Consider the following 19,205-nt stretch of genomic DNA (forward strand, 5'->3'; position numbering starts at 1 on the left):
AGCCCCTTTTTAAGGTGCCTCGGTGTGTCAGATGGGACACATCGCCTGAGATAGGGGCTGCTTCGCAGCCCGGCGCGGGGCAAGCCCGCTCACCACAGCAAGCCCCCTCCCACAGTTAAACTCCTCTGGGCCACCACCCGGCAACTCGGTGCATCTGGCCCAATAGCCATAGATCTCTACACAAGTTTTAAGGCTGAAATAGCTCTGTGGTGAGCCCCTCCCACAGTTAAGTTCCTCTGGGCCACCACCCGGCAACTCGGTGCATCTGGCCCCAATAGCCATAGATCTCTACACACGTTTCAAAGGCTGAAATAACTCTGTGGTGAGCGGGCTTGCCCCGCGCTGGGCTGCGAAGCGGCCCCATTCCAGGCGATGTGGTTTAGCTGACACACCGAGGTGCCTGGGTTTGGGGCTGCTTCGCAACCCAGCGCGGGGCAAGCCCGCTCACCACACAAACGTGCCCGTTCACTACACAAGTCTCTCCACCCCATAACCTCTGCCAGGCCTTGCCCTGCCAAGGCTTTCAGGCCGATTCTGCGCTACAGCAATCGACCGCTGGTCCACCCCGTCTTAATCGGATTTGAATTTTCCGCACCTCCCGAGGCTCTGCATTCTAGACACGCGCCGTTCAGCGTGCTTATGGGGCCGCCTTGTCGGGAGGCCTGGTTGTTTAGGACTTTGCGGACACTGCCATCATGACGTTCCTCACAGCGCTCTCAGGCCAGCCGGCCTCGATGCATCATTCGGCTCACGGTCGTTATCACTCCCTGTACCAACAGCTGTACAGCGAAGCCGAGGGCGCAGGAGAAGCCGCACGGGATTTTGTGCAAGCGCAATTGGCCCAGGCGCGCAAGTTGCCCGGCGACCTGCCCGAGGTGCCTGAACATCTGACCGCTTGGGTTGAGCAGCGCTGCGCCGAAGTGGCCCAGACCTACGCCGACTACCTGGAGCAACGCCAGCAAGGCCGGCCCCGTCGATTTTTTCACAACAAGGCCCATGCCTTGTATTGCCTGCAGCGCGTGGCGCCGACCAAACAGGTCGACGGCGCCTGGCTGTATGGCCTGCTGCCCCATTGGCACGACCCGCGCTTTGACGGCCTGCTCACCACCTACCTGGAAGAGTTGGGCGACGGCCACGCCGCGCAGAATCATGTGGTGATTTACCGCAAGCTGCTCAGCGACCACGATGCCACCAGCGAAGCCGGCCTGGACGACGATCACTACCTGCAAGGCGCTCTGCAACTGGCGCTGGGTCTGTGCGGTGAGGACTTCTTGCCGGAAATCATCGGCTACAACCTGGGCTATGAGCAGTTGCCCCTGCACCTGTTGATCACCTCGTACGAACTGAGCGAACTGGGCATCGACCCCTATTACTTCACGCTCCATGTAACCATCGACAACCCCAGCACCGGACACGCCTGCAAAGCGGCGCAAGCGGTCATCGACCTGCTGCCGTTGGGCGAGGGCAGGGCGGACTTCTATCGACGTGTGGCCGAGGGCTATCGCCTCAATGACTTGGGCCCGGGCACCACAGCCGTGATCAATAGTTTCAACCTGCACGACGAACTGGTGGCCATGCTCGAGCGCAAGCGCACCTTCGGTCAGCACATGCATTCGGACTATTGCCGCTTCGAAGGCAAGACCGTCAACCAATGGCTCGCCAAGCCCGGGCAGATCGGCGCGTTTCTCCAGGCACTGGAAGACAAGGGCTGGATCAAACGCAACAAGAACCCGGCCGAAAGCCGCTTCTGGCAACTGATCGAAGGCGCCGGTGCGGCGATGTTCGGGGTGTTCAGCGGCTATGAAAAACAGGTGCTGCATGACTGGATCGCCGGTGATTGGATCAGCGCCGAACGCGTGCCTGCGGTGCGCCCCGGTCGTGGCAAACCGCTGCCCCGCGACACGCATCGGCCGACGGACCCGGACACCCAGGCGCTGGTCGAATCGCTGTGCAACCTCACCGATCAACAGCAACTCATTGCGCTGCTGCCGTGGTTATCGGCCCGTCGCCACTGCACCCCCGCGGGGCTGTACGCCACGCGCCGCTTTATCCAACTGCGCGCGCGCCTGCGCTAAGGAACCTGTTTTATGTCCGCACAACAACTGGCCGACCGTGCGCTGCTGAACCTGGGACGCGGTTTGCAACAGAGCGGCTACCGCTTTATCACGCCCACGCCGTTGACCCATGACCGCGTCTACGCACGCCTGGCGACGCCGCTGGCCATGAACCTGCGCGATGTCTTCGGCTGGTCGATGCCGTTCGACCGCGACCTGTTGCCCGACGCCTTGCGCGAAGAGTTGCAACACGCCGATGTCGTTGAAGAGCACGATTCGCTTTGGCGCAGCGCCGTGCGCTGGTCGAGCCTGGATGACCTGTTGATCGCCCACTCGGCGTATCCCACCACCCAAGCGGATGCGGTGTTTTTCGGGCCTGACAGCTACCGCTTCGCGCAACTGATCGATGCCCACTTGCAACAGCGCTTTGAGCCGATCAAGCGTGCCGTGGACATCGGCTGCGGCGCCGGCGTCGGTGCGCTGGTAATCGCCCGTTCGCGGCATGACGCCCAGGTGCTTGCGGTGGACATCAACCCGCGCGCCTTGCGTCTCACCGCAGTGAACGCTGAGTTGGCCGGCCTGAGCAATATCAGCGCGTATCACAGCAACGTGTTGGACAGCGTGGAAGGCGAGTTCGACTTGATCGTCGCCAACCCGCCTTATATGAACGATGACCGCCAGCGGGCCTACCGGCATGGCGGCGGCGCCTTGGGCGAGCAGCTGTCGGTGCGGATTGTCAGCGAGTCCCTCGGGCGCCTGGCGGTGGGCGGCACATTGGTGCTGTATACCGGTGCGGCGATTGTCGCCGGGGAGGATCCGTTCCTCGCGGCGGTCAAACCGTTGCTCGGCGGCGATGCCTACGGCTGGACCTACCGCGAACTAGACCCGGATGTATTCGGCGAAGAGTTGGAAAAACCCGGTTATGAGCGCGTAGAGCGGATCGCCGTGGTCGCATTGGCAGTGACCCGTTTGCGCTGAGGGCCGGTTTAGCAACTCTCGGCCCGCCCATCATCGACGAAGCGTTTAGCCAGAAAACCGTACAGCACATAACCGAACGCCAGCACCAGCATCGCGCCGAACACCGCTTCTTCGCCGCAGGCGTAGATCGCATACAGTGAATACGCCGCAGCCACCAGCACCACCAGCGTATTGCGTACTTGCAGCGCTTGAGGGGCGCGGGCCTTGTGCATCATTACCATTAGCCCGGTGAGGGCGGTGACGTAGGGCACCAGGTTGGTCACCACCGCCAGGCTGACCAATTTGCTGAACTGCGCTGAGGCGGTGGGCGAGATGGTCGACAAGGCGATCAGGCTTTGCAGAGCGGCGCAGGCCAACAGGCCCAGGAGTGGCGCGTTGGCTTGGGTGATCCGACTGAAGAAACGCGGAAACATGCGCTGGTCCGCCGACATTTTGGCCGTCTGGGCCAGGGTGAACTGCCAGCCCAGCAATGAGCCGATACAGGCCACCACCGCCAGCGCCATGATCACCTCGCCGACCCACGGCGCGAACATCTGCGCATACACCACCGCGAAGGGCGCGGACGCGCTCGCCAGTTCGGCGTTCGGCACGATGCCCTGGATCACAGTGGTGGACAGCACGTACACCAGCGCCGCGCCGAGGGTACCGAGCAGGCAGGCCAGAGGCACGGTGCGCTGCGGGTCTTCCACGGCGTCATGCCCCTGGGCCGCCGACTCCATGCCAAGGAATGCCCACAGTGTCAGCGGAATGCTCGCGCTGATCGCGTCCCATCCTTGAAGCTGGTGCGGGTTCCAGGCCGCCACGAACACCTCGACCTTGAAATAAAACCAGCCGATCACACTCAGCCCCACCACCGGGATAATCACGCCCCACACCGTCACCACGCCTATGCGCCCGGTCAGGCGTGGGCCGCCGAAATTGGCGGCGGTGGTCAACCAGATCAGCGCCAGGCTGCCGATAAACAGCGGCACCGGGCCACTGGCCAGCCATGGAATAAACGCCGAGAGATAGCCCACCGCCGAAATCGCAATCGCCACATTGGCGATGATCAGCGACAGAAAATACAGAAACGAACACAGGAAGAACCCCGACTTGCCGTGGGCTTCTTCGCTATACGCCGACATCCCCCCGGCGCGTCTGCAGAACACGCCGCATTGGGCAAAGCCATATGCGATCGCCATCGAGCCCACCGCCGTGATCAGCCACGACAGCAATGAAATCGCGCCCAACTGCGCCATGCTCGCCGGCAACATGATGATGCCCGAGCCCATCATATTGATCGTCACCAACGTGGTGAGGCCCAGCAGGCTCATCTTTTTGCTTGGCGTGGTCATCGAGTACTCCGTTGAGCCTGTGGGCCGGTATGACCGTCAGCAATAGCGCGGATTCAGGCGTTTGTCTCGCTCGGGCAACCAGGGGCCAGCGCCTGGCGCGGCAGCAACGTCATCACATCGCAGAACAATGCGCGCTTTTGCCAGTCGTTGCGGTCGCCGATCACGTACAAGCGGCGCTTGGCCCGGGTGGCGGCCACGTTCAGCAGGTTCGGCTCGCTGACCACCCAGTCCCGCGCACCGGCGTTTTCGCTGCTGCCGCCCAGCACCATGATCACCACGGGCGCCTCCTTGCCCTGCATGGTGTGAATGGTGCCGTAGAGCATTTTGCGCGGCAGCAGCTCTTTAAGGCGATCGCGCACCGCCTGGAAGGGTGTGACCACGGCAATATCGGCGATTTTCACACCGTCCTGGCGCAGCATCGCCAGCAGGCGCATCAGGGCATCGCCTTCGGCCGCGACCCAGTTGCCGGACGAAGGGCCATGGGCTTGGACCCAGCCGGTGGCCAGGCTGGCCGGTGTTTCTTTGGCCGGGGAGGGCGGCACAGTGCCGAAGACCATGGCGCCGTCGTAGGCGATGCGGTTCGCCAGCGCATACATCGGACGGTCGCAGCGACGATGCACCACCAGCGGCAAGCCGACCCAGCGCTTGGCCTGCGGCGGGCCCATCATTCGGCCCCAGCGGGTGGCTTCGTCGGCCAGGGTTTGCGCGGACTGGCGCGTCGGCATCCAGTATTCGTCGACGCCGTAGCGGGTGCGCATATGTTCCAGCACCGCTTCCGACACGGTGACGATGGGCTTGAGTTGCAGCGGATCGCCTACCAGCACGGCACGGCGCGCGCGCCATAGGGCACCGACCGCCCCTTGCGGAGTGGCCTGGCCGGCTTCGTCCACCAGCAGCCAGCCGATTTCACCAACCCCCAGGGAGCCGAACGAGCGCGCGAACGAGGCAAAGGTGCTGCTCAACACCGGCACGAGCATAAATAACGACGCCCAGCTCGAACGGATCGCCGCGCGCGAGACGCCCTGGAAGCGCCCGCCCTGTAACACACGGTTGATGAAATACAGATTGGCGCGAACGCGCTTGGCTTCCAGCTCGAAGAAGCATTGGTGCAACTTCAGAGCCTGGATAAACACTCGGGCGCGGGCCTGGCGCCAGCCTTTGATCGACCACGGTTCAATCAGCTCAATGGCCTCGCCGCGTCCGATAATGCCGTGGCGCAGCCAGGCCAGCAGGTGCTCTGCCTTGCACGCCTTGGCCAGTGCGGTGATTTGCTCGATCTGCTGGCGCTGACGCTCGCGCAAACCACTCAGGGCTTGCTGGTGTTCCGTGCTCAGGTGATTGAGCGCCTTGCTTTCGCCGGTCAGACGCGCGGCGCTGCGTTTGACTTGTTCGAAGCTTTCCTCGGCCAGGGTATGCCGGCTGCGGATAACACCTTGTACTGCATTCCAACGCCGCTGCTCGCCCCACAGGCTCAGGAGGTTGGCAAAGAACCCGGGCTTGGCCGCCAGGTGCTGCTGCACCTCGTTCAGGCTGTGTTGCAGAGCGTCGTGGGCGGGCTTGAACTCGCGCTCGTCGAGTTGTGCGATACGCGCATCGGTCTCTTTGATCGTGTGGGTCAAGCGCTTGAGTGCGTCCTCTTGCTCAGCGATTTGCGCGCGCAACGCGCTGACAGCCTGCAAATGGTCGTTGATGCGCTGGGCGTCGGCGCTCAAGCGTTCGGCGTGAGCCTTGGCCGCCTGATAATCCGCCACTGCCTGCTGCCAGGTGCTCAGGCGTTGCGCGGAGGTGCGGCTGATATCGGCCTGGGTTCCGAGCCAGCCGAGGAAGCCACGGCGCGCCTGTTCTGGGCTGTCTTCGCCGGGCTCGTCTTCTTCTTCCTGGTCATCGTCCAGCTCCTCGGCCTCCAAGGCCGACAGCCAGTCGTGCGCCTGTTCTTCGAGGTCGCTGGCCTTGGGTTTGCGGGGTGGCTGGCCGTAGAAGTAGCGGCATAAAGGTGCGGCGCCGCGCTTTGCTGCCCAGCGCGGCGGAGATCAGGCCCCAGGCGGGTTTACCGCTGACCAGTTCACCCAGTTCGCCGAAATAGTCAGCGTCCGGCAGCCAACTGGGGTCGATTTTGTCGCGCTGCGGCAACTCCAAGGTGACGTTTTCGACGGCGCCGTTATTGGACGACGCGATCACCATCTCAAAGCCGAACAATACCGGGTTGAGCGCATGCACCGTTTGGAAGTCGGTGCCGTCGCTCACCCGTTCGGGCGTGCCGTCGACAAAAGCGGCAGACGCGCGGGGCAGGGCGGCCAGGGCATCGGCGCGCTGGGTGACCACGGCGGCCAGCAGATCACGCAACAGGGTGGTTTTGCCGGTGCCGGGCGGGCCGTTGATGCCCAGCACACCTTCGCCATCGCTCAACGTATGCAGCAGGGTATTCACCGCCAATTGCTGGGAATGCACCAGCCCCAGGTGATGCTCGGCCGGCCAGCAGCCCAACGGGTAGTGTTTGGGCGCCAGACGCTCGATTAACGCCAGGGAGGCATCGTCATCGTCGATGTGCAAGCGCTGTTGCGGGGCATGTCGCGCCAGGTACTGCGCCAGCGGTGCGCTGGTGATGCCATTGCGCAGGCTGTCCGCCACGTCGGCCAGGTCCGCGAGCAGAAAGCTGTTGAGCGGGTCGTCTTCCTGGGCGGGGTTCTTGACCTTGATGGGCGTGGAGCGCCAGCGGTGGGTGTAGCGCTCGGTGGCGCTGAAGAAGTCGTCCAGGCCGAGGAAGTTTCGAATCTTCTCCGTCAGCTCGACCAACATCGCTGCATCGACTGGGCCGCCCATCAGCGGCTTGATGTCCTCGCGCAGATAGTTTTGTTCCTCGTCGAAGCCGCGGGTCCAATCCCTGTTTGCCAGGGCGCGGCCGAGGAACCAGGCTTCGCTGGAGAGCACCAGGCTGTCTTGCACCATCAGCCCCTGCTCGGTGAACTTCAGCGCGAAAAGCGCGGATTCGCGGGTTTTCGGCGGCTCTTTATAGCCTTGGTCGGCACCGTAGAGTTGCTTAAGGCTTTCGGCCACGCGACGGCTGTCGTACAGGTGGGCGAAGAGGGTGTGGCTCCAGACCCGGTCTTTAGGTTTTTGCTGGCCGTGCGCCGGGCTGCCGGCAGCCCATGGCATCACCGGCCGCGCCGCATTGCAGTCATGCAGGAACGACGCAAACAGACTGTCGCGCTTTTCGATTTTGGGGGCCGATTGCGGTTGCAGCAGCTCCACGGCGTGCCAGTAGCGGGTGATGCTTTCTCGGGTCATCAATCTCAATCCTTTGCGTAAAACGCCGGTTCATCCCGGTTCGGCGCGCATTGCGGGGGGCTTTAAGCCAGTTGGGGCAACAGGTTCAAGTGACCGTCGACCTCGTTGACCAGGCCGCTGGCCAAAAACAGTGGCACCAGGCGTTTGTGCAGTTGCGGCTCGACAAATTCCTTTACGGTATCCAGGGCCAGCACACCGGTAGTCGGCAGCTCTGCCTTGGTATAAGACAACCAGGCCTTTTTCAACGCCTGCAACACATCGCTGCCTGCCGTGGATGCAAAGCGGCGATGGGTGGGTTTGCCGTCGAAGCTGAAGGTGTGCTGGAAGGCGTAACCGCTTTCGTCGCCGCCGCTGGCGGTGCAGCGGATGCAGGTGCAAGGGCCGTCGCCGAACGCGCTGCGCAGGTAAGTGTTGAAGTCCACCACCGGTTTGAGTGACAGGCGCTTATCGACCTCGAACAGGTCCCCGGTCATTTTTTCGTCAGTGTTCAACGTCCGTTTCCTCGCAGTGGCATGGCAGCTTTTCAAAGCGCCGCACAATAACAGTCGAGGGCGGGTTTGGGCACTACTTGCGCTCGCGGGTGGATGAGTTGCGATGGAACGACAGGATTGCCAGCAACTGAACGACCACTGTCGCGGCCACCATCGCCCGGCCAGCGTTGCTCGCACCTGGGCCGTGCGTTGGGCGCAGTTGCTGACGCATATGCTGCATGAGCGCTGGCTGATGCGCACGCTCGATACCCGCGCGTTAACGGTCACCCCGAAAGGCCGCAACCGCCTGGCTGCTGTATTTGATATTTCATCCTGACGCGGGGCTCAGCGGAAAAACTCCCCCGGCGTGGCATCGAACTGCTGGCGAAACGCATTGATGAACGCCGACGTCGACTCATACCCGCTGGCCAGCGCCACGTCCGTGACCCGTTCGCCATGTTCCAGGGCGGGCAGGGCGCTGAGTAGGCGCAGGCGTTGGCGCCAGGCGCGGAAGGTCAGGCCGGTGTCGTGCAGGAACAGGCGGCTGAGGGTTTTTTCGCTGACCCCCAGTTTGTCGCTCCATTGCCCCAAGGTGGTTTGCTGCTCCGGGTGGAGGTTGAGGCTGCGGTAGATTTGGCGCAGGCGCGGGTCCACCGGTAGCGGCAGCATCAGGTCGACCTGCGGCGCGGCGGCGAGTTGGTCGAGGATCACCTGGGCCAGCCGCCCGTCGGGGCCGTCCTCGGCGTATTCCACCGGCAGTTCGCTGAAGCTGCGGATCAGCTCGCGCAGCAGGTTGCTCACCTCCAGTACGTGGCAGTGCGCGGCCGCCCATTGGGTGACGCTGCAATCGAGGTACAGGCTGCGCATCTCGGTGTGGGGCGTGCTGTACACCCGGTGCGGCATGCCCGCCGGAATCCACACGGCTCGTTGCGGCGGAGCGACAAAGCGGCCGGCGCTGGTCTGGATCTCCAACACCCCGGAAATTGCGTAGGACAATTGCACCCACGGGTGACTGTGGCGGCGGGTCAGTGCGCGATTGGGCAGCGATTCAGTGCGCCCATATACCGGCCGTGGCAGGCTGGACAGCCCGGGAATGCTGCGGCGCACGGTGTTGGCATGTCCTTTAAGCGGCATTTACTGGCTCGTTGGCGTTAGTCGGTAACAGAGCGTTACGTTAGAGTCGCCACGACGCTCTTGGCAACCCCTGGATGACCTCACTATGACTCGGCCCCGCTTTCTGCCCGACAACTTCACCCTCACGTTGATCGCGACGGTGATTCTCGCTTCCTTGCTGCCCGCCAGCGGCCAGACCGCCGTGGCATTCGGTTGGGTCACCAACCTGGCCATCGCGCTGCTGTTTTTCCTGCACGGCGCCAAACTGTCGCGCCAGGCCATCGTGGCCGGTGCCGGCCATTGGCGTCTGCATCTGCTGGTGTTCAGTCTGACCTTTGTGCTGTTCCCATTGCTGGGCCTGGCACTTAAACCGCTGCTGTCGCCGTTGATCGGCAAAGACCTGTACATGGGCATGCTCTACCTCTGCGCGTTGCCGGCCACGGTGCAGTCGGCGATTGCCTTCACCTCCCTGGCGCGCGGCAATATCCCGGCGGCGATCTGCAGCGCGGCGGCGTCGAGCCTGTTTGGGATCTTCCTCACACCGTTACTGGTGACCCTGTTACTTAATGTCCATGGCGACGGCGGCTCCACCGTCGACGCCATCGTGAAAATCAGCGTGCAGTTGCTGCTGCCGTTTATCGCCGGGCAGATCGCGCGGCGCTGGATCGGCGAGTGGGTAGGGCGCAACAAGGCGTGGCTGAAATTCGTCGACCAGGGCTCGATCCTGCTGGTGGTGTACGGCGCGTTCAGCGAGGCGGTCAACGAAGGCATTTGGCACCAGATCCCATTGTGGGAGCTGGGCGGGCTGGTGGTGGCCTGCTGCGTGCTGCTGGCGCTGGTGTTGGTGGCCTCAACCGTGCTGGGCAAGGCGTTTGGGTTCAATCAGGAGGACCGCATCACCATCCTGTTCTGCGGCTCGAAGAAAAGCCTGGCGACCGGCGTGCCGATGGCCCAGGTGCTGTTTGCCGGGGCGAGTATGGGCGTATTGATTCTACCGTTGATGCTGTTTCACCAGATCCAACTGATGGTGTGTGCGGCGCTGGCACAGCGTTATGCCAAGCGTGCGGAGAGTGTTGCGGAGTTGATGGCGCAGGTGGATCCATAACATTTTGTTGCTCTGCGACGATTAACCTCAAGTTAGTACCTGTGCTGACGACTTACTTCTTAATCACCAGGAAGGAGTATCAGCATGCGTATCAACGGTTTTTCGGCAGCGACAGCTCTCCTTTGCCTCTGGGCAAGCGCATGCGGCGCGGCGCAGCCGGCAAGTCAGGGCACCATCGGGTTTACCGGCAGTATCGTCGAGCCGATGTGTGCGACAAATGCGCACAGTGACGCGCAGTTTGACGTCACGGGGTGCCCCAGCGCCAGCCGAGGTAACCAGTTCACGGTCCGCAGCGTGGCACCCGTGGTCAGCGTCAACGGGGCCAGTCTGCGGCTGGTGGCGGACAGCGGCAGCGGGCGTTATTACGATCAGCGCTACCTGTTGGTGGACGGACGCGGTCAGCCGGTCAAATCGGGTGGGTATGTGGTGACGCTGACCGCGCCCTGATTCTGCGCTGCGGATGAGCGCCAACAGTCGGCCCAGAAACCTATAGAATGCTCGGCGGCGGCGCTTGTCCTGGGTGGCCGCTCGATCACCGTCAGAGTACCGCGCCCGTCAATGAGCCTTTCAACCGCAACTCCCCAGCCCAACTGGCAACCGGTCATCGCCCTGGCGTTGGCCGCTTTTGTGTTCAACACCACCGAATTCGTCCCCGTCGGGCTGCTCAGTGCGATTGGCGCCAGCTTCGACATGCCCATCGCCAACGTTGGTCTGATGCTCACGATTTATGCGTGGATCGTCTCGCTGACCTCGCTGCCGGTGATGCTGCTGACCCGCAACATTGAGCGGCGCAAGTTGCTGATCGTGCTGTTCGGGTTGTTTATCGCCAGCCATATCCTGTCCAGTGTCGCCACCAGCTTCGGCCTATTGATGGTCAGTCGTATCGGCATCGCCTTGTCCCATGCGCTGTTCTGGTCGATCACCGCCTCCCTGGCCGTGCGCCTGGCGCCGCAGGGCAAGCAAGTGCAAGCCCTGGGCCTGTTGGCCACCGGCACATCCCTGGCGATGGTGCTGGGCATTCCCCTGGGGCGTCTGCTCGGCGAAGCCATGGGCTGGCGCACCACGTTCCTGGTGATCGCTGCCTTTGCGGCGGGCCTGGTGTTCTGGCTGGCGCGTACTTTGCCGCTGTTGCCGAGCCAGAACTCCGGCTCCCTGCGCAGCCTGCCACTGCTGTTCAAGCGCCCGGCGCTGGTGGCGTTGTACGTGCTTACGGCAATGACCGTGACCGCGCAATTCACCGCCTACAGCTACATCGAACCGTTCGTCGAAGGCGTGGCAGGCCTGGGCGGCGGCGCCGTGACCCTGATCCTGCTGGTGTTCGGCGGCGCCGGCATCATTGGCTCGCTGCTGTTCAGCCTGGTACATCGCTTCAACCCGCACCTGTTCGTGGTCGGGACGGTGTTCCTGCTGGCGGGCTGCCTGGCGCTGTTGCTGCCATTGAGTGGCGCCGAATCCTACCTGGTGGGCTTGAGCGTGTTCTGGGGCATGGCGATCATGGGCTTCGGCCTGGCCATGCAGTCCAAGGTGCTGGTGCTGGCACCCGACGCCACGGATGTGGCCATGGCGATGTTTTCCGGTATCTACAACATCGGCATCGGCGGCGGCGCCCTGATGGGCAGTTGGGTCGGCAGCCATTTCGGCTTTGCCTGGATCGGCGCGGCGGGCGGGTTGCTGGCGGCGCTGGCGTTGGTGGGGTATTGCCTGGCGATTCGGCGGTTTGGGACGGGGGTGGTGCCGCGGGAGTAGCCAACCAATTGGCTACTCCGGGTTTTGTCAGCGAGGGACGTGGTTGCGTCCATACATCATCAGGAATCGGTCCAGTTCAGAAAAGCTGCGCTGAGGCATGGCTACCAGGACCTGCGACATAAAGTCTTTGAGCACTTGAATGTCATTCCAACTGGATGGCCGTTTCTTGCGTTTCTGGGACGGGCGCACTGTCTCGAACAGGGCGTTCATCGCGCGAAAGTTGTGCTGGTCGATAATGGGCAGGGGCGCGCTGTGATGTACAAGGTGCGTAATGTAGGCCGACGTGATGTAGGTCGTTTGTCGTTTGAACTGCGCCTGCCACCACTGGAAGGTTTGGTCTGGCGCTTGAGCGCAACCGGAACCGATGAACCGTGGCCAGAGCGCCTCTACCTCTGCAATCAGATTGCGATGGCGTTGTGGGTAGTTCGGTTTACCCCAATGGCCCCACTTCCACAGCAGCGAATCTGCAATCTGTGGGTTCTGGGCCGTTCGCGCTGAGTAAGAGGTCTTGAATGCTTGGTAATGGGCTGCCGGATACTTGAGGAAGTCGTACTCGTTCAGCACTGCGTCAAACACGGGAGCAATCCGAGCAGCGATCAGTGTGGCTTCTGAAGGTGTGGTTTTCGAAAACAATGGAGTCATGTCTTAAGTGCTTGCCTGGTCAATGATGTGTGCGGAATGTGCAATCAGCTGTGATTGCACGCCGGGTACCTTCCCCATGTGCATACATATTCCCAGAGCAGCTTGCGCTCCAAATGCTTGATGTAGGCGGTGGTGTAAGGCATGCCCATGCTCACCGGGCAAGTAGACGCCCAGATATGTTCGGCGGGCGTTGTTTCAAGCAGCGTCAGCCTGAAGGTGTTCCCTCCCGAGTGTCCGGCCCGTTCGCTGAAAGCCGATACATTGAATTGACGCAGCCGATCAGCCAGGCTCTGACCGGTGGTCTCACCGATATAGATAGTCGCATCGCAATTTCGGTGAGTATCTGGTTTGTGTTTGCTGCGCGCGATGAAATACACCCCGGGCAAGTGTTTACCAGGCAGTTCGCCACGGTCGGACCACGGGTGCCACTCTGAAAAACCTACTTCGCCTGACATATGTGTTCATCGTCCTTGTTGAGGTCAAGGGCGCTGATCCTATCTCAAAATATGGCTATGAGCCATCATTGTTGGCTGCGGTCGTTCTGCTGGCGATAGCCTTGGAACGCACCTATGTGGAAGGTTGCGCGAGGGTCAACCTGGCGCCTATCTAAGTTCATGGGACGGTGCAGCACCTGGGCATTTGAACTACTTTGATTGACGACCGACCCCTGCCCGGTGATGACTGATGCGTACGTTCTGGAAGCGATATGTGGCCCTGCTGGAAAACGACTTGAGTGCGCAGATTTTCGATAACGTGAAAAACCTGCTGGTGTGCGCGCTGCTGTTCGCCGCTGGCACCAATACGTTGCTCGGGCAGCAGCCGCTGTTTATCGGAGTGTTCGCCGCTAACGTAGCGGGGTGGGGGCTGATTGTGTTGTCGAGCATGCTGATGCTGTTGAACGTCAGCGATGGCATCCGCCGCCTCGCTAAGTTGCGCTATCACCTGGCGCTGCAACTGCTGTTGATCCTGGTGTATCTGGTCGTGGCCGAGCGAGTGGTAGAGATTGTGTGGGGCTTTCGCGCCCACTGAAGTATCCTGCGCGCCCCGTTTACCACTGATTCAATCCACGATGACAGGACAAGACATGCAGGCGCTGCTGGAGTCGATTCTCGACGAAGTGCGCCCTTTGATCGGCCTCGGCAAAGTCGCCGACTATATCCCCGCGCTGGCCGATGTGCCGGCCGACCAACTCGGTATCGCGGTGTACGGCAACGACGGCTCGGCTTACTGCGCCGGCGACGCCGATACGCTGTTCTCGGTGCAGAGTATTTCCAAGGTGTTCAGCCTGGTGCAGGCCATCGAACACGGCGGCGAGAGCATCTGGGAACGCCTCGGTCACGAGCCGTCGGGGCAGCCGTTCAACTCTCTGGTGCAGCTGGAGTTCGAACGCGGTCGCCCGCGCAACCCATTCATCAATGCCGGCGCGTTGGTGATCTGCGACATCAACCAATCGCGCTTCGCCGTGCCAATCCTATCGATGCGCGATTTCGTGCGGCGCCTGTCCGGCAACCCGCAGATCCTGGTCAATAGCGTGGTCGCCGATTCCGAAGCCCAGCATGGCGCGCGCAACGCAGCCATGGCGTATCTGATGAAATCCTTCGGCAACTTCCACAACGACGTGGACGCGGTGCTGCACAGCTATTTCAACTATTGCGCGCTGCAAATGAGCTGCCTGGACCTGGCCAAGGCGTTCAGCTTCCTGGCCAACGAAGGCGTCAGCGCCCACAGCGGCGAACAGGTCCTCAGCGCGCGCCAGACCAAGCAAGTCAACTCGATCATGGCCACCAGCGGGCTGTATGACGAAGCGGGCAACTTTGCCTATCGCGTGGGCTTGCCGGGCAAGAGCGGTGTGGGCGGCGGGATCGTCGCGGTGGTGCCGGGGCAATTCACGGTGTGCGTGTGGTCGCCGGAGTTGAACGCAGCGGGGAATTCGCTGGCGGGGATCAAGGCGTTGGAGTTGTTGAGTGAGCGGATTGGGTGGTCGGTGTTTTAAGTCATCCAGGGTCTTTTTTACGCGTCGCCGTCCACGGCAAAATCATGCCTACCTCCTTCTGGTAGCGGCGATAACGTTCACCGAACGTCGCCACCAGATCCCTCTCTTCAAAGCGGGCGCCAATGAAGAGATACACCGTCATCCCCAGCGCAAACAATAGATGCCCGGCGGTCATGTGTGGCGTCGCCCAGAAGGCGATCAGAAAGCCCAGGTACAAGGGATGACGTACCCGTTTGTAGAACAGCGGCGTGCTGAAGGTGGGCGTTTGTGGTGGGACGGCGCGCCAATGGTCGAGGGGCTGCTTGAGCCCGAATAGCTCGAAGTGATTGATCAGAAAAGTCGACACCAGCGCAATGCCCCAACCCAGCCAGAACAGGCCAACCAGCAGGGCCTGGGCCCATGGCGCTTCAACCTGCCATAGGTTGAACCTCATCGGTTGCCACAGCCAGAACACCATTGCGAGCACCAGGCTGCTGAGCAATACATAGGTCGGGCGTTCAATCGGCGCCGGGACGATTGCCGTCAGCCACCGCTTAAAGCGTTTGCGCGCCATGACCGAGTGCTGGATACCGAATAGCAGGATCAGCGCGCTATTGATCGACAGAGCGGCCGGCCACGCCATATACACGCCGTCGTTGATGTTCTTGGGCACGGCCAGGCTGCCAACGAAGCCGATCAGATACAAACAGGTGAACAGGAACACCCCGTAGCAGCACGCGCTGTACACCAGACCGATGACCCCGGCGATGGGTTTGTTGTTGACGTTCATGAGCGTGTTTTTCCCACAGGATTGATGGACCGCAAAACCCGCCATTCAGCCAGTCCAGGCTTAAGCCTAGCGGGTTTTGCAGACCGAGCGACCTATGAGAAATGACCGTTCTCAATGCGTTTGGAAATCGGATTCAGCTGATATTGAGCCGATCCAGCAAGCTGTACCACGCCACCCCCGCACCGATGTAGAAGCGTTGCAGCCCATGCATCGGCAAGCGTTGCAGCGGCGTCACCGGGTAGGCGAACTGCGCCTGGCGGTCACACAATCGCCCGGCCAGTTGCTGGCCCAGGCTGGTACACAAGGCGATACCGCGTCCATTGCAACCCAGCGCCAAGGTCAGCCCGGGTGCCGGTTCATGTACGTGGGGCATAAAATCCCGCGTGATTGCGATCCGACCAGCCCAGCGGTACTCGAACTCCAGCGGACCCAGTTGCGGAAACAGCAGCGCCAGGGAGCGTTCCAGGTGCGCGAAATCCGTGGGCGAGGTGGGGTCGTTGAACAGCCCGCGCCCGCCCATTAGCAAGCGCCCATGGCTGTCTTTGCGCCAATACAGCAGCAGGCGTTGCGCGGTGGAGACGGTTTCCTGCCCCGGCAAAATGGAATCGGCCGCGCGACCGCTGAGGGGCTTGGTGGCGACGATGAAGCTGTTCGCCGCAAGAATGCTCTGGGCCATGCCCGGCCACAGGTTGCCGCTATAGCCATTGGTCGCGAGTACCACTTGATCGGCGGTCACATGGGCACCGCCGGCCGTCTTTAATAGCCAACCTGCGCCGCTGCGCTGTAACCCGGTCACCGCACTTTGGCCGTGAATCCGTGCACCGGCCGCCAATGCCGCGCCCACCAAGCCCCGGGCGTATGCCAACGGCTGAATCGCCCCGGCGCGGCCATCCAACCAGCCGCCGGCGAAGGCCTGACTGCCCATGCGCGCGGTCACCGCCGCGGCATCCAGCGGTTGCACCGGCACCCCCCGGCGGGCCCACTGATCTGCTCGCGCGTGCAGGCCGGCCACGCCTTTATCGGTGTACGACACTTGCATCCAGCCTTTACGCACCGGTGCGCAATCGATGCTATGGCGCTTGATCAAATTGAATACCAGGTCCGCCGAATTCGACACCGTCGAAATCAATGGCTCGGCCCGTTCCGGCCCGTACATCTGTACCAATTGCTCCGGGTCGTATTTGAGCGTCGGGTTGACCTGCCCACCATTGCGCCCCGAAGCGCCCCAGCCCGGCTCGTGAGCCTCCAGCACACACACGCTGACCCCGCGCTCGGCCAAATGCAGGGCCGTCGACAGGCCGGTGTAGCCGGCACCGACAATCGCCACATCCACCTTCACCGATTCGCTCAACGCAGGCGTCGGCACAACCGACGGCGCCGTCGCCGACCACAATGACTTCATGACAGGCTCCGAGTGTTACCGGTGGGGTGCAGCACGCGGCGTAGGAAGTCCTGGGTGCGTGCGTGTTGCGGATTGCCCAACACCTCTTCGGCCGGGCCGCTTTCAACGATGTAACCGCCATGCAGAAAGCACACGCGGTCGGCCACTTCGCGGGCAAAACCCATCTCGTGGGTGACCACGATCATGGTCATGCCTTCGTCGGCGAGGGTGCGCATTACCGCGAGCACGTCGCCGACCAGCTCCGGATCGAGGGCCGAGGTGGGTTCATCGAACAGCATCGCGTCGGGTTTCATCGCCAGAGCGCGGGCGATGGCGACGCGTTGCTGCTGGCCGCCGGAAAGCTGTTCCGGGTAAGCGTCGGCCTTGGCGCTCAGGCCGACTTTTTCCAGCAATACCAGCGCTTCTTCGCGCACTTGCTGCGGCGGTTCGCCCTTCACATACAGCGGGCCTTCCATAACGTTTTCCAGCACTGTGCGGTGGGGGAACAGGTTGAAGCGCTGGAACACCATGCCCATGCGGCTACGCAAGGCGTGCACGGTTTTGCTGCCCCGTTGTACGGTTTCGCCGAATACCGTGATCACGCCGCCATCGTAGGCTTCCAGCGCGTTGATGCAGCGCAGCAGGGTGGATTTGCCCGAGCCCGATGGGCCGATCAAGCAGACCACTTCGCCCTTGGCCACATCCAGGTCGACGCCGTGCAACACGCGATGGCTGCCGTAATGTTTTTGCAGTTGGCGAATCTCAATCATGCTTTTTCCTCCGGCTCAAGTGCTGTTCCATACGGCGCAGGCCGTACACAAGCGGCAGGCTCATCAGCAGGTAGAGCAGGGCGACCAGGGTGTAGACGGTCATGTTCTGGAACGTGGACGAGGCGATCAGCTGACCCTGGCGGGTCATTTCGGCCACGGTGATGGTGGACACCAGCGACGAGTCCTTGAGCATCATCACCAGGGTGTTGCCATAAGGCGGCAGTGCGATGCGAAACGCCTGGGGTAGGATCACCCGGCGCATCATCAGCGCTGAACGCATGCCCAGTGCTTCGGCGGCTTCACGCTGGCCCTGTTCGACGGCGATGATGCCGGTGCGGAAGTTCTCCGCCTGGTACGCCGAGTAGGCGATGCCCATGCCGATCACGCCGGCGTAGAACGCCGTCAGGTGCACGCCCATGTCCGGTAGCACGAAGTAGATGTAGAACAACTGCACGATGATCGGCAGGCCCCGGATCACGTTGATGATGGTGCTCGCCGTCCATGACAGCGCACGGATCGGCGACAGCTTGAGCAGCGCCAGCACCAGGCCGATGGCACTGCTGAGCAGGAACGACAGCACGGTGATCTGGATCGTCACCCAGGCGCCTTGCAGCAAAATCGGCAAGAAGTCTTGGGCGTTTTGCAGGAATTCGGCCGGGCTCATGGGCGCACCTGGGTGTCGAGCCCCCACTTCTTGAGGATGCTGTCCAGGGTGCCGTCCGCCCGGATGCTGGCGATGGCGCTGTTCAAACGTTCAAGGGTTTGTGCATCGCCTTTGCGTACCACCAGGCACACTTCGCCGACGTTCGTAGGCTGATAGTCGGGAGCCAGTTTCACGCCTTTGAACAGCTTCTGACGGATCTGATAGGCCACCACCGGTTGATCGCCCACCGCAGCCTTGATGCGGCCAAGGGACAGGTCGCGGACCATCTCGCCGATAGAGTCATAGGTGCGGATCTCTTTGAAGATCCCGAGCTTGTTCAATTGGTCATAGAACACCGTGCCGGCTTGCACGCCGACCACTTGGTCTTTCAACGGCTGCAGGTCCGGGTACGCGGTGTTGTCGTCGGCGTTGACGATCAGGCCCTCACCGTAGGCGTACACCGGCGCGCTGAAATCCACTACCTTGCTGCGCTCTGCGGTCTTGAGCATGCCGGCGGAAATGAAGTCGAGCTTGCCGGCGGTGAGGGAGGGAATCAGCGCAGCGAAGTTGGTCTGCTCGATCTGGCTGGTAAAGCCGCCGGCCTTGCCGACAGCCTCGGCCACATCGACCATCACCCCCTGGATGCTGTTGCTCTTGATGTCGAGGAAGGTGAACGGCGAACCACTGGCGGTCGCACCGACTTTGTACGTGGATGCACTTTCAGCGTGCGTCGTGGTGACGCACAGTGCGACGCAAAGACCAAACGCGAGACGGCGGAACAAGGGCGAAAGACTGTTCATCGGGTTACTCCAGGAGGAAAACGGAAAGTCAGTAGCGCAAGCGGCTGCCGATGAAACCGCAAGCTCTGTGCCATTTCGATACTAAAAAATCGCATAGCGCGGTATAAAATCGACAAAATGAA

The 19,205-nt window shown here is 62.0% G+C and carries 20 protein-coding genes; 8 read left to right on the plus strand and 12 right to left on the minus strand.

The genetic code is table 11. The features are described 5' to 3' along the window. The first annotated feature begins 695 nt into the window (after positions 1-695). On the plus strand, positions 696-2,075 hold the full coding sequence (locus QRN41_RS16220) for an iron-containing redox enzyme family protein (protein ID WP_285421830.1): 1,380 nt from the start codon (positions 696-698) through the stop codon (positions 2,073-2,075). 12 nt (positions 2,076-2,087) lie between these two features. Next, positions 2,088-3,032, plus strand: coding sequence for a methyltransferase (locus QRN41_RS16225; RefSeq protein WP_034114131.1), 945 nt, complete (start codon positions 2,088-2,090; stop codon positions 3,030-3,032). Between the two features lie 8 nt (positions 3,033-3,040). Here the strand turns inward: QRN41_RS16225 and potE are convergent, their stop codons facing one another. From potE to QRN41_RS16240, 4 genes are all read right to left on the minus strand, one after another. After that, the gene (gene potE, locus QRN41_RS16230; protein WP_285421831.1) at positions 3,041-4,366 is read right to left on the minus strand and encodes a putrescine-ornithine antiporter; all 1,326 of its coding nucleotides are present in this window, start codon (positions 4,364-4,366) and stop codon (positions 3,041-3,043) included. A 53-nt stretch (positions 4,367-4,419) separates the two neighbouring features. After that, positions 4,420-6,273: a DEAD/DEAH box helicase gene (locus QRN41_RS26180; RefSeq protein ID WP_350310307.1), complete on the minus strand. Its 1,854-nt coding sequence runs from the start codon at positions 6,271-6,273 to the stop codon at positions 4,420-4,422. Beyond that, positions 6,248-7,651, minus strand: coding sequence for a hypothetical protein (locus QRN41_RS26185; protein ID WP_350310308.1), 1,404 nt, complete (start codon positions 7,649-7,651; stop codon positions 6,248-6,250). The genes QRN41_RS26180 and QRN41_RS26185 overlap by 26 nt, the downstream gene beginning before the upstream one ends. A gap of 62 nt (positions 7,652-7,713) precedes the next feature. Continuing rightward, complete coding sequence (locus tag QRN41_RS16240; protein ID WP_040268658.1) at positions 7,714-8,142, minus strand: hypothetical protein; 429 nt, start codon at positions 8,140-8,142, stop codon at positions 7,714-7,716. A gap of 103 nt (positions 8,143-8,245) precedes the next feature. On the opposite strand from QRN41_RS16240, the gene QRN41_RS16245 reads away from it, so the two are divergent. Continuing rightward, positions 8,246-8,458, plus strand: coding sequence for a hypothetical protein (locus QRN41_RS16245; protein ID WP_285421832.1), 213 nt, complete (start codon positions 8,246-8,248; stop codon positions 8,456-8,458). Between the two features lie 8 nt (positions 8,459-8,466). Here the strand turns inward: QRN41_RS16245 and QRN41_RS16250 are convergent, their stop codons facing one another. Next, positions 8,467-9,255 (minus strand): AraC family transcriptional regulator, encoded by a 789-nt coding sequence (locus tag QRN41_RS16250; RefSeq protein ID WP_285421833.1) that lies wholly within the window; start codon positions 9,253-9,255, stop codon positions 8,467-8,469. Positions 9,256-9,340: 85 nt separating this feature from the next. On the opposite strand from QRN41_RS16250, the gene QRN41_RS16255 reads away from it, so the two are divergent. The 3 genes from QRN41_RS16255 to QRN41_RS16265 all read left to right on the plus strand — a co-directional run bounded on the left by QRN41_RS16255 (position 9,341) and on the right by QRN41_RS16265 (position 12,085). Continuing rightward, entirely contained in the window at positions 9,341-10,339 is a 999-nt protein-coding gene (locus tag QRN41_RS16255; protein ID WP_285421834.1) for a bile acid:sodium symporter family protein, read from the plus strand. An 84-nt stretch (positions 10,340-10,423) separates the two neighbouring features. Next, a complete protein-coding gene (locus QRN41_RS16260) occupies positions 10,424-10,786 on the plus strand; it encodes a type 1 fimbrial protein (RefSeq protein WP_167417442.1) in 363 nt (120 codons plus the stop codon). 111 nt (positions 10,787-10,897) lie between these two features. Beyond that, complete coding sequence (locus tag QRN41_RS16265; protein WP_034138508.1) at positions 10,898-12,085, plus strand: sugar transporter; 1,188 nt, start codon at positions 10,898-10,900, stop codon at positions 12,083-12,085. Between the two features lie 27 nt (positions 12,086-12,112). Here QRN41_RS16265 and QRN41_RS16270 read toward each other — a convergent pair whose 3' ends face one another. Both QRN41_RS16270 and QRN41_RS16275 read right to left on the minus strand, forming a co-directional pair. Then, positions 12,113-12,727, minus strand: a complete 615-nt coding sequence (locus tag QRN41_RS16270) for a hypothetical protein (protein ID WP_146375038.1) — start codon at positions 12,725-12,727, stop codon at positions 12,113-12,115. 44 nt (positions 12,728-12,771) lie between these two features. Beyond that, positions 12,772-13,182, minus strand: coding sequence for a hypothetical protein (locus QRN41_RS16275; protein WP_285421835.1), 411 nt, complete (start codon positions 13,180-13,182; stop codon positions 12,772-12,774). A gap of 229 nt (positions 13,183-13,411) precedes the next feature. Here QRN41_RS16275 and QRN41_RS16280 point away from each other — a divergent pair, with 229 nt between their 5' ends. Both QRN41_RS16280 and glsB read left to right on the plus strand, forming a co-directional pair. Next, positions 13,412-13,756, plus strand: a complete 345-nt coding sequence (locus QRN41_RS16280) for a hypothetical protein (protein ID WP_034114108.1) — start codon at positions 13,412-13,414, stop codon at positions 13,754-13,756. A gap of 55 nt (positions 13,757-13,811) precedes the next feature. Beyond that, positions 13,812-14,720 carry a glutaminase B gene (gene glsB, locus QRN41_RS16285; protein WP_034098563.1) on the plus strand — a complete coding sequence of 303 codons (909 nt, stop codon included), beginning with the start codon at positions 13,812-13,814 and terminating at the stop codon, positions 14,718-14,720. Position 14,721: 1 nt separating this feature from the next. On the opposite strand, the gene mddA is transcribed toward glsB, so the two are convergent. From mddA to QRN41_RS16310, 5 genes are all read right to left on the minus strand, one after another. After that, complete coding sequence (mddA, locus tag QRN41_RS16290) at positions 14,722-15,489, minus strand: methanethiol S-methyltransferase (RefSeq protein ID WP_285421836.1); 768 nt, start codon at positions 15,487-15,489, stop codon at positions 14,722-14,724. Between the two features lie 133 nt (positions 15,490-15,622). Next, entirely contained in the window at positions 15,623-16,891 is a 1,269-nt protein-coding gene (locus QRN41_RS16295) for an NAD(P)/FAD-dependent oxidoreductase (protein WP_285421837.1), read from the minus strand. Further along, complete coding sequence (locus QRN41_RS16300) at positions 16,888-17,640, minus strand: amino acid ABC transporter ATP-binding protein (RefSeq protein ID WP_034098558.1); 753 nt, start codon at positions 17,638-17,640, stop codon at positions 16,888-16,890. Before QRN41_RS16300 ends, QRN41_RS16295 begins: the two co-directional genes overlap by 4 nt. Further along, complete coding sequence (locus tag QRN41_RS16305) at positions 17,633-18,304, minus strand: amino acid ABC transporter permease (protein ID WP_285421838.1); 672 nt, start codon at positions 18,302-18,304, stop codon at positions 17,633-17,635. Before QRN41_RS16305 ends, QRN41_RS16300 begins: the two co-directional genes overlap by 8 nt. Beyond that, positions 18,301-19,083: an ABC transporter substrate-binding protein gene (locus tag QRN41_RS16310; RefSeq protein ID WP_167417446.1), complete on the minus strand. Its 783-nt coding sequence runs from the start codon at positions 19,081-19,083 to the stop codon at positions 18,301-18,303. Before QRN41_RS16310 ends, QRN41_RS16305 begins: the two co-directional genes overlap by 4 nt. Between the last annotated feature and the right edge of the window lie 122 nt (positions 19,084-19,205).

It is taken from the genome of Pseudomonas sp. efr-133-TYG-23, from assembly GCF_030209215.1.
Classification (GTDB): domain Bacteria; phylum Pseudomonadota; class Gammaproteobacteria; order Pseudomonadales; family Pseudomonadaceae; genus Aquipseudomonas; species Aquipseudomonas rhodesiae.

Excerpts from the sequence above, each read along its gene's own strand:
- QRN41_RS16220 (WP_285421830.1), top strand. The coding sequence starts at position 696 with ATGACGTTCCTCACAGCGCTCTCAGGCCAGCCGGCCTCGATGCATCAT.
- QRN41_RS16225 (WP_034114131.1), top strand. The coding sequence starts at position 2,088 with ATGTCCGCACAACAACTGGCCGACCGTGCGCTGCTGAACCTGGGACGC.
- potE (WP_285421831.1), bottom strand. The coding sequence starts at position 4,366 with ATGACCACGCCAAGCAAAAAGATGAGCCTGCTGGGCCTCACCACGTTG.
- QRN41_RS26185 (WP_350310308.1), bottom strand. The coding sequence starts at position 7,651 with ATGACCCGAGAAAGCATCACCCGCTACTGGCACGCCGTGGAGCTGCTG.
- QRN41_RS16245 (WP_285421832.1), top strand. The coding sequence starts at position 8,246 with ATGGAACGACAGGATTGCCAGCAACTGAACGACCACTGTCGCGGCCAC.
- QRN41_RS16250 (WP_285421833.1), bottom strand. The coding sequence starts at position 9,255 with ATGCCGCTTAAAGGACATGCCAACACCGTGCGCCGCAGCATTCCCGGG.
- QRN41_RS16255 (WP_285421834.1), top strand. The coding sequence starts at position 9,341 with ATGACTCGGCCCCGCTTTCTGCCCGACAACTTCACCCTCACGTTGATC.
- QRN41_RS16260 (WP_167417442.1), top strand. The coding sequence starts at position 10,424 with ATGCGTATCAACGGTTTTTCGGCAGCGACAGCTCTCCTTTGCCTCTGG.
- QRN41_RS16265 (WP_034138508.1), top strand. The coding sequence starts at position 10,898 with ATGAGCCTTTCAACCGCAACTCCCCAGCCCAACTGGCAACCGGTCATC.
- QRN41_RS16270 (WP_146375038.1), bottom strand. The coding sequence starts at position 12,727 with ATGACTCCATTGTTTTCGAAAACCACACCTTCAGAAGCCACACTGATC.
- QRN41_RS16275 (WP_285421835.1), bottom strand. The coding sequence starts at position 13,182 with ATGTCAGGCGAAGTAGGTTTTTCAGAGTGGCACCCGTGGTCCGACCGT.
- QRN41_RS16280 (WP_034114108.1), top strand. The coding sequence starts at position 13,412 with ATGCGTACGTTCTGGAAGCGATATGTGGCCCTGCTGGAAAACGACTTG.
- glsB (WP_034098563.1), top strand. The coding sequence starts at position 13,812 with ATGCAGGCGCTGCTGGAGTCGATTCTCGACGAAGTGCGCCCTTTGATC.
- mddA (WP_285421836.1), bottom strand. The coding sequence starts at position 15,489 with ATGAACGTCAACAACAAACCCATCGCCGGGGTCATCGGTCTGGTGTAC.
- QRN41_RS16295 (WP_285421837.1), bottom strand. The coding sequence starts at position 16,891 with ATGAAGTCATTGTGGTCGGCGACGGCGCCGTCGGTTGTGCCGACGCCT.
- QRN41_RS16300 (WP_034098558.1), bottom strand. The coding sequence starts at position 17,640 with ATGATTGAGATTCGCCAACTGCAAAAACATTACGGCAGCCATCGCGTG.
- QRN41_RS16305 (WP_285421838.1), bottom strand. The coding sequence starts at position 18,304 with ATGAGCCCGGCCGAATTCCTGCAAAACGCCCAAGACTTCTTGCCGATT.
- QRN41_RS16310 (WP_167417446.1), bottom strand. The coding sequence starts at position 19,083 with ATGAACAGTCTTTCGCCCTTGTTCCGCCGTCTCGCGTTTGGTCTTTGC.